At 41.5% G+C, this 9,307-nt stretch carries 7 protein-coding genes and 7 tRNA genes; 13 read left to right on the top strand and 1 reads right to left on the bottom strand.

Going from position 1 to position 9,307, the window contains the following annotated elements:
- The 6 genes from SOS22_RS02190 to SOS22_RS02215 all read left to right on the top strand — a co-directional run.
- The coding region (locus SOS22_RS02190; RefSeq protein WP_320596204.1) for a YbhN family protein at window positions 1-516 on the top strand (516 nt) is incomplete at its 5' end.
- Complete coding sequence (locus SOS22_RS02195; RefSeq protein WP_320596205.1) at window positions 516-2,492, top strand: glycosyltransferase; 1,977 nt, start codon at window positions 516-518, stop codon at window positions 2,490-2,492. The genes SOS22_RS02190 and SOS22_RS02195, both read left to right, overlap by 1 nt.
- Window positions 2,485-3,417: a 3'-5' exoribonuclease YhaM family protein gene (locus SOS22_RS02200; RefSeq protein WP_320596206.1), complete on the top strand. Its 933-nt coding sequence runs from the start codon at window positions 2,485-2,487 to the stop codon at window positions 3,415-3,417. The genes SOS22_RS02195 and SOS22_RS02200 overlap by 8 nt, the downstream gene beginning before the upstream one ends.
- Window positions 3,414-4,715 carry a 30S ribosomal protein S12 methylthiotransferase RimO gene (gene rimO / locus SOS22_RS02205; protein ID WP_320596207.1) on the top strand — a complete coding sequence of 434 codons (1,302 nt, stop codon included), beginning with the start codon at window positions 3,414-3,416 and terminating at the stop codon, window positions 4,713-4,715. Before SOS22_RS02200 ends, rimO begins: the two co-directional genes overlap by 4 nt.
- Complete coding sequence (locus SOS22_RS02210; protein WP_320596208.1) at window positions 4,703-5,179, top strand: DNA-deoxyinosine glycosylase; 477 nt, start codon at window positions 4,703-4,705, stop codon at window positions 5,177-5,179. Before rimO ends, SOS22_RS02210 begins: the two co-directional genes overlap by 13 nt.
- Window positions 5,172-5,663 (top strand): dUTP pyrophosphatase, encoded by a 492-nt coding sequence (locus SOS22_RS02215; RefSeq protein ID WP_320324863.1) that lies wholly within the window; start codon window positions 5,172-5,174, stop codon window positions 5,661-5,663. Before SOS22_RS02210 ends, SOS22_RS02215 begins: the two co-directional genes overlap by 8 nt.
- An 86-nt stretch (window positions 5,664-5,749) precedes the next feature.
- On the opposite strand, the gene SOS22_RS02220 is transcribed toward SOS22_RS02215, so the two are convergent.
- Complete coding sequence (locus tag SOS22_RS02220; RefSeq protein WP_320596209.1) at window positions 5,750-8,371, bottom strand: cation-translocating P-type ATPase; 2,622 nt, start codon at window positions 8,369-8,371, stop codon at window positions 5,750-5,752.
- Between the two features lie 264 nt (window positions 8,372-8,635).
- On the opposite strand from SOS22_RS02220, the gene SOS22_RS02225 reads away from it, so the two are divergent.
- From SOS22_RS02225 to SOS22_RS02255, 7 genes are all read left to right on the top strand, one after another.
- A tRNA-Arg gene (locus tag SOS22_RS02225) sits at window positions 8,636-8,712 on the top strand.
- A gap of 15 nt (window positions 8,713-8,727) precedes the next feature.
- A tRNA-Pro gene (locus SOS22_RS02230) sits at window positions 8,728-8,804 on the top strand.
- 17 nt (window positions 8,805-8,821) lie between these two features.
- Window positions 8,822-8,898 (top strand) — tRNA-Met (locus SOS22_RS02235).
- A 12-nt stretch (window positions 8,899-8,910) separates the two neighbouring features.
- A tRNA-Ile gene (locus tag SOS22_RS02240) sits at window positions 8,911-8,987 on the top strand.
- Between the two features lie 20 nt (window positions 8,988-9,007).
- A tRNA-Ser gene (locus tag SOS22_RS02245) sits at window positions 9,008-9,098 on the top strand.
- Window positions 9,099-9,108: 10 nt separating this feature from the next.
- Window positions 9,109-9,185 (top strand) — tRNA-Met (locus SOS22_RS02250).
- 3 nt (window positions 9,186-9,188) lie between these two features.
- A tRNA-Phe gene (locus SOS22_RS02255) sits at window positions 9,189-9,264 on the top strand.
- Window positions 9,265-9,307: the final 43 nt, after the last annotated feature.

Genomic DNA, 9,307 nt, shown 5'->3' on the forward strand with positions numbered 1-9,307 from the left:
ATTGCGCTCTTTCCTAAGCTTTATATTCGTCTGACCGGGAAACTTGCGAAATTCATGGGACGATTCAAATTTATCAAAGACCCAGAACACATTGTGGAGTCTTGGACCATTCAGGTGACCCAATTCACCAAAGAAGCAAAAACCCTATCGCAAGATAAACGACGCATCATTTTATGCACACTGATCAACGTTGTTCGTCTGACCCTTTTGTATTCGTTGCCTTATGCGATTGCGTGGGCTTTGCATATTTCCATTCCGATCAATAAATTATTGGATGTGATCGCACTTTCTAGTTTTGTGATCATCGCCAATAGTTTTATCCCCATTCCCGGAGCCAGTGGTGGAACTGAAGTGGTTTTCACCTTATTATTTCGAGGATTGATGGGTTCTCTAACGGGCGCGGTCATGATCTTGTGGCGATTCTCTACGTATCATGTTGTCGTTCTTATTGGCGCAATTATCTTCATCATCATGCGCAACTATTATGATCGACAAACGAAAAAGGAGGTATCCTAATGCGCATAGGCCTATTTTCCGATGCTTATTTACCTGATATCAATGGTGTTGTCTCTAGTGTAGCGACTTTAAAAGGCGCCCTGGAAAAACTAGGACACACCGTTTTTGTGATTTCAAACCATAAAGGGATGACCATTGAATACGATGAAAAAAATCATATCCTGCATTTACCAGGCATTGAATGGAAAAAGATGTATGGATATAAGATTTCCAGTCCCATTCAAGTCATGGGTGAAAACTATATTCGTAAAATGAATTTGGATATCATTCATGTGCATACCGAAATTGGTATTGGTCTCTTTGCTCGACAAATGGCTAAAAAATATAATATCCCTTTGGTGTATACCTATCATACACTGTATGAAGATTATGTTCATTATGTCAATCCACGAGAAATTGAATCGGTCGATCATACCACGAAACGAATTGTTCGTTTTCTATCGAAAGTAGCCGGTAATGGACCGATGGCGGTGATTGCGCCAAGCAATAAGACCAAGAAAGCCTTAATGTCTTATGGGGTCACGACCCCGATCTATATTGTGCCTACGGGCATTGATCTGAGTGAATATAAGATGTCGAATCTAGACCCTGAAAAAATAAAGGCGGTACGGCAATCGGTGCAGATTCCAGCGGATCATCATGCGGTTGTTTTTGTGGGTCGTATAGCGAAAGAAAAATGCATTAAAATGCCGATCGAAGCCTTGGCCCTTTCAAAAGATCCGTTGTTGGAGCTAGTGATCGTTGGGGCTGGAACCGATGAAAAATATTATCATGAATTAGCCGATACCTTAGGCGTTCGTGATCGTGTCCATTTTACAGGCAAGATCGCCAAAGAAAAGATTCCCTATTATTATGCCGCCTTTGATTGTTTCGTTTCGGCATCCTTATCAGAAACCCAAGGCATGACCTATTTAGAAGCTTTGGCTACAGGACTGCCCGTATTTGGCCGTCGAGATGAAGTCTTAGATGGCCTCATTGACGAAGGTGTGACCGGCTATTATTTTGATGATGCTAACGAATTGGCTCAAAAATGGGAAGTTTTCTTTAGTCAATCGACATCCAAACGGAAAGCGATGACCCCGCTGTGTGAAGCCAAAACAAAAGCCTATGATACCGAATTGTTTGCGCAGAAAGTTTTAGCGGTTTATCAACAAGCTATGGATGATTATCATATGGCTTATCAAGTTGTTAAGATTGATTTCTTGCAGAGTGATTTTGTCCAATTAAGTGTGAAACGCAAACAAGATGAAGAAGTCATCAAGATCAAGATTCCAGATGATGATTTCTTTGATCTGAAAGTTTCTGTCAATACGATTCTAGATGCTTATACCGTTGAGAATTATATCAATATGCAAAGTTATTACGAATCCGTCATTAAGGTGCAAAGACATTTGTCCAAAGCGGATTATTCGAGTTATGAAATTTTGCAGTATTGTCAAAGACGACTCAACTTAGATGCTGAAACCAGTCGCTCGATCGTGCGTAATTTTGAAGATGCACGCTTGATCAATGATCGACAATATGCGATGGAAAAAGCTTTGGTCTGGCATAGTTATGGGCAAAATAAATTAATGATCCGCAAAAAATTGGAAAAAGCAGGGATTCGTGGTGAATTGTTGGAACAAGCCTTGGATCAATTGTCCGATACGGATGAAGAAGTGAATGCCACCGAAATGGCGAAGCGCTTATTAAAAGGCATTAAAGCGCAATCGGAACGTATGATGCGACAAAGCCTGACCAACAAATTGATCAAAAAAGGTTATTCTATAGATATTGCGCATCGCGTTGGTGAATCGATTGAAATTGATACCGATGAAAACGAAGCTTTAAAACAAGCGGTTGCCAAAGCCAAACGGTTATATGGAAATAAGGCACTGGATGAAAATGAAAAATTACAGAAAGTGCGTTTGTATTGTATGCGAAGGGGATTCACGGCTTCGCAAATAGAAAATGCCTTGGAGGAAATAAATGATTAAAGATATAAAAGATGCAGGAAAATATAAGATCTTGTGTATGATTTCTAAATGTGATCAAAGCAAGACCAATAAAGGAACACCGTATTTAAACATGGTCTTAGAGGACGCAAGTGGAGTCATGGATGCCAAATTCTGGAACCTGACCGAAGAACAAGCCAATCAATATAAAGTGGGCATGGTCGTAGAAGCCATGGGTGATGTGATCTTATATCGCAATGCCTTACAATTTCGTATCCAAAAATTGATTGAGCATCCCGAAGAAAATATCACGGACTATGTTCGCAAGGCACCTATGAAAGCAAGTGAAATGCAGCGAAAAGTGCATGAATACATATCTTCGATGAAAAATGAAACGTTAAAATTGGTAACGGAAACGATCATTTCGCGGTATCAAAAGGATTACTATACCTATCCAGCAGCTACGCGGAATCATCATAATTTTGTCGGTGGATTGGCTTACCATTCGTTAAGCATGGCGCGTTTGGCAGACCAAATTGCCAATCAATATCCATATTTAGATCGTGATCTATTGATTAGTGGCACTCTGTTGCATGATGTGGGCAAGATCGTGGAATTTTCTGAACCTGTCTTGCCAGAATATACGGCACAAGGAAACCTATTGGGTCATATCAGCATCATGAATTGTTGCATCGATGAAGTGGCTCATGAATTAGGAAAAGAAAAAGAAGAATCGATTTTATTATTGAAACATATGATCTTATCGCATCATGGCAAACAAGAATTTGGTTCGCCTGTTTTGCCTATGATCCCGGAAGCTGAAGTTTTATCAATCATTGATGATTTGGATGCACGTTTATTTATGATGCGTGCAAGCCAAGAAACCACGGAACCTGGTAAATTTGGTCCGCGTGTCTTTGCCTTAGAAGGACGCATGGTCTATCGTAGAAAGGATGACAAAGAATGAAAATTGGATTTGTATCTTTGGGATGTGCCAAAAATCTGATTGATTCTGAAAATATGATGGCCATGTTGAAAAGTGAAGGCCATGAAATTGTACCGGATCCGAAACAAGCGGAAGCCATTGTTGTCAATACCTGTGGCTTTATTGCTTCGGCCAAAGAAGAATCGATCCAAACGATTTTTGAGATGGCAAAATATAAAGAAAAGGGATTAAAAAAATTGATCGTGTGTGGGTGTCTAGCTCAACGATATCAAGAAGTGTTGGAACAAGAAATTCCAGAAGTCGATGCGATCATTCCGATTCGGGATTATGATAAATTAGCCGATCGCCTACGTCCTCTTCTTGGTCAAGGGGATCAATCCTTGATTTCAAAAAGTGAGCGTGTGTTGACGGGAAATCCTTGGCAAGCGTACATCAAGATCAGTGATGGATGTTCCAATCATTGTGCGTATTGTGCCATTCCTTTGATTCGGGGTGAACAAAAATCACGGACGATGGAAGATATCGTGAAAGAAGCGACTTTCCTAGCTTCCATTGGGGTAAAAGAATTGACCCTAATTGCGCAGGATACCACGAAATATGGATTGGATAATTATGGTGAATATAAGCTAGGAGACCTGATTCGGAAAATCGATAAAATTCCGGGGTTCCATTGGATCCGGATCTTATATATGTATCCCGATGAAATTGTGGATGATGTATTGGTTGCGATGAAAGAAAGTAAAAAGGTCGTTCCTTATTTTGATATTCCTACGCAACATGCATCGACTCGCATGTTGAAACGCATGAATCGTCGCTCTTCTCATGAAGAAGTCAAAGCAATCACCCAAAAGATTCGTCAGATGTTCCCGGATGCCACATTACGAACGACATTGATCGTTGGTTTCCCTGGTGAAAGACAAGAAGATTTTGACGAAATGATGGATTTTGTGAAAGAAATCCAATGGGATCGAATGGGGGCTTTTACCTATTCGCAAGAAGAAGATACGCCAGCGTATGGTATGGATGGTCAAGTCCCACAAGAAATCATGGACAAACGACTTGCCCAGTTGATGCAGGTACAGGAACAGATTTCTTTTGAAAAAAATAAAGCCAAAATTGGCTCTATCGTTGAGGTATTGGTAGAAGAACAAGAAGCCTTGAGTGGTCGCTATCGAGGTCGATCCCAAGCCGATGCCCCCGATGAAGTGGATGGCCAAGTGATTTTTACGGCGAATCAAGATATTCCATTGGGCAGTTTTGTACAAGTAAAAGTGACCGATGCGAAAAACTATGATCTGATTGGTGTATGTCAAGAATAGAAGGCTTGGGCCAAGTCGTTCATGGACAGGATACGATCTTGATTCTTGGTTCCATTGCGAGTGTAGAAAGTTTGGCAAAAGGCTATCATTATGCCCATCCATCCAATCGTTTCTGGAAAGTATTGGCTCGTATCTATCAACAACCTATCGAGACATTAGAAGACAAGAAAAAAATATTAGCCGATCATTCAATTGCACTTTGGGATTCTTGTCATTCTTGTCAACGCATTGGTTCAGCTGATGCTTCGATCAAGGCCATTGAACCCAACGATATTCCGACTTTTTTAAAAGAATATCCAACCATAGAAAGAATTTTGTGTAATGGCCAAGTCAGTTATCAGACCATGAAGAAAACGTATCCGGAATTGAAATGTATCCCATGTCCATCGACATCGGCGGCCAATGCACGTTGGTCTTTGGATGCGTTGGTCAAAGAATATGGAAAGTGGTTAAAAAATGAGTAAATTATATTGGGCAAAAGTGAAAAAAGAAGCAATCATTCCTACCAAACGAAGGGAAGATGCAGGTTATGATTTGTATCCATGTTTCGAACAAGAGTATTTAGAAATTGCACCTGCACATACACAATTGGTGCCATTGGGCGTAGCTAGTGCCTTTGATTCTGATTATGTCATGATCTTAAAAGAACGTGGCTCCACCGGAACCAAAGGAATGGCACAACGAGCAGGCGTCATTGATTCGGGCTATCGGGGTGAATATATGGCCCCCATCACGAATGTGAATGATAAGCCAGTTGTCATTGCGAAAGCCGATGTTGTTGACCAATTTGATGATACCGAATACATTGTGTATCCCTATGAAAAAGCTATCTGCCAAGGTGTCTTAGTCATGATGCCCCAATTGGAAAGTGAAGAAATTGATCTGGATGATCTTCAAGCCATGAAATCTGAGCGTATGGCAGGAAAACTGGGAAGTTCGCATAAATAGGGAGTAGCGTATAACTCTTTTACGAAGGGAAGAAGAGAAATACCCAAAAAAGCCGATGGTACTTGAACCATCGGTCTTTTTGATACTTATTGATTTTCTTTGATAACCTTGACCAATTGGATCAAGAGCGTTGGGAGAATGGCCAAACCGCCAATTGATAATGTTTGTTGCATGGTCAATGGTGTAACCGAAAATAAGCTATGTAAAGCAGGTATAAACAAGATCAAGCTTAAGAAACAAACACCCAACAAGAAGGCATATAAGCTATACCAATTGTGTTTGAAACCCAAGCGGAAGATACTATGTTCATTGCGGCAATTAAAGCCATGAAACAAACGGGCCAACGTCAGGGTAGAGAAAGCCATGGTACAAGCTACATTAGCACTGGTTTGTAGACCCATTTGATAGGCGACGATGACAGCCAGAGCAATCAAAGCGCCTTGGATACTAAATTTTTGAACAAAGGGACGGTCCATAAACCCGGCTTTTGGATCGCGTGGTTTTCGATTCAAAATATCTTTAGCGCCTGGTTCCATACCAATGGCCAAGGCAGGCAGGGAGTCAGTCACTAAATTGATAAAAAGCAATTGAACCGCTTTAAAGGGTACTGGCAAAGCTAAGATTGAGGCATAGACAACGGTAATAATTGCTGATAAATTGCCAGATAATAAATAGAGGATCGCATTTTTGATATTTTCATAAATGGTACGACCATTCGCAACGGCTTTGATGATGGTCGCAAAGTTATCATCTGCTAAGATCATGCTGGCTGCATCTTTGGATACTTCGGTACCCGTAATACCCATGGCCACACCAATATCGGCTTTTTTCAAGGCCGGTGCATCGTTGACACCATCACCGGTCATTGATACGATACGACCTTTTCTCTGCCATGCTTCCACAATACGAATTTTGTTTTCAGGAGAAACGCGCGCATAGACGGAAATCTTTTCGATGTTTTGATCCAATTCCGCCTCACTCATCGCATCCAATTCTAGACCCGTTACGGCCATATCTCCGTCTTCAAAGATACCAATACGACGAGCAATAGCCGTTGCCGTTACTTTATGATCCCCTGTGATCATAACCGTTCGAATGCCAGCTTTTTTTGCTTGTGCAACGGCCATTACGGATTCTTCACGAGGTGGATCCATTTCGGAAATCAAACCTAGGAATGTAAAACCATATTCGGTATCTTTGGAAAGTGATTCATCGTCTTCTTTATAAGCAAAGGCAAGTACACGTAGTCCGGATGCGGAAAAAGATTGATTCTTGGCAAGGATCTTTTCTTTTTTTTCGGGTGTCATGGGATGAATGCCATCATCCAAACGAATGGATTGACAACGATCGAGTAAAACATCCACAGCTCCTTTGGTCAAAATGGTAGAAACACCATGGATCTTATATTTTGTGCTCATCAGTTTACGATCTGAATCAAATGGAACTTCTTCCATTCGATCTAAGGCATCACGTAACTGACTTTCCGTCAATGAAATGGTGTCTTCATCAATTTGAATACCAGGTACTTTTCGATACATTTCCAATAAAGCATATTCGGTTGGATCACCGATTCCTTTACCATCGACTAGGGAGGAATCGTTGTTCAATACCGCATCATAAAGAAGATAACGATGCAATTGATTATGAAGATCAAGCATATCCGCTGTATAGGTTTGATCACCTACATATATATCTTCCACTGTCATTTTATTTTGGGTCAAAGTTCCTGTTTTATCGGAGCAAATGACCGATACGGATCCCAACGATTCAACCGCAGCTAAGTTCTTGATGATCGCATTCTCTTTGGCCATTCGTTGTGTTCCCATGGCTTGTACGATCGTAACGATCGAACTTAAAGCCTCAGGAATCGCAGCAACTGCCAAGGCTACCGCAAACAATAAAGAATCCATCAATGGTTGGCCACGCAATATTTGCATACCAAAGATCACGACACAGATGATCATGATCACAATGGCTAGTTTAGAAGAAAAGTCATCCAAAGTGATTTGTAGTGGTGTACGCTTTTCTTTGGTGGCATTCATCAAGGAAGCAATTTTACCAATTTCAGTTTCCATGCCGGTGCCAGTCACTAGGATCGTGGCGCGTCCATAAGTGACCAACGATCCCGAATAGACCATATTTAAGCGATCACCAAGAGGGACTTCATGATCAAATGCAACATCGGCTTTGTCCACATTGGTGGATTCACCCGTCAAGCTCGATTCATTCACTTGAAGGGAATGAATATCCAGGATACGTCCATCGGCTACGACCATATCGCCAGCTTCAATGGTCATGACATCACCTGGTACGACTTGTTCCGATGGAATTTCGATTCTTTGACCATCGCGAAAGACTTTTGCGGTTGGTGAAGATAAGGATTTGAGGGAAGCCAGTGATTTTTCTGCTTTGATATGTTGGATCGTACCAAGTACAGCATTTAATATAAGGACGACCAAAATGACAAGGGTACTTTCAATATCGCCCATACAAGCAGAAATCAGAGCAGCCACGATCAAAATGATGACCATGAGATCTTTAAATTGTGAGATAAAGACCTGAAAGGTTGTTTGTTTCTTTGATTCTTCTAAGGCATTCGGGCCATATTGTTGATAACGTGAAGTAGCCTCATCAGCGGATAAGCCTTGTGGCCCGGAATTGAGATCTTTTTCTATTTGTGCTTTTTTTTCTAAGTAATAGTCTTTCATATGCGATACCTCCCGAATAAAAAAAAGTGAGACCATTGTATATCAAAAAAGATATACAATAGTCTCACCATTTAAACTTACAGCGGAAATAAATTTCGTGGTTGACGCCATAAGTGCATATTTGCCGGTTACTCCCTATTACATGAACATTGAAACATAATTTAAAATGGATTTCAATAAAAAAAGTTTTTTTAAAAAATGTTTGCATTCAGTAAAAGGCTATGTTATATTATTAAGGCACTGATAAGTGTAAAAAATAAATATGCGCCCATAGCTCAATTGGATAGAGCGTTTGACTACGGATCAAAAGGTTGCGGGTTCGACTCCTACTGGGCGCGCCATTTTTTAATGAGTATCGGGACGTAGCACAGCTTGGTAGTGCACTTGATTTGGGATCAAGGGGTCACAGGTTCAAATCCTGCCGTCCCGACCATTTCTTTAAACTTTTTTGGCTGGGTAGCTTAGTTGGCTAGAGCATCCGGTTCATACCCGGAAGGTCGTGAGTTCGAGTCTCACCTCAGCCACCAACGAGTTGAATTGGACCCTTAGCTCAGTTGGTCAGAGCATCCGGCTCATAACCGGCGGGTCGTCGGTTCGAGTCCTACAGGGTCCACCAATATACAAAAGAATCTCCTAGGAGAAGTACCCAAGTGGTTGAAGGGTCCGGTCTTGAAAACCGGTAGGTCGTTCGCGCGGCGCCTGGGTTCGAATCCCAGCTTCTCCGCCATTTGTCACATCGCGGGATAGAGCAGTCTGGTAGCTCGTCGGGCTCATAACCCGGAGGTCGTTGGTTCAAATCCTTCTCCCGCAACCATGTGGTCTCATAGCTCAGTTGGTAGAGCAAAGGACTGAAAATCCTTGTGTCGTTGGTTCGATTCCGACTGAGACCACCATTTGTCAAAGATTGCACCTAGCATTTGCCAGGTGCTTTTTTTA

The organism is Absicoccus sp., assembly GCF_034090965.1.
Classification (GTDB): domain Bacteria; phylum Bacillota_I; class Bacilli_A; order Erysipelotrichales; family Erysipelotrichaceae; genus Absicoccus; species Absicoccus intestinalis.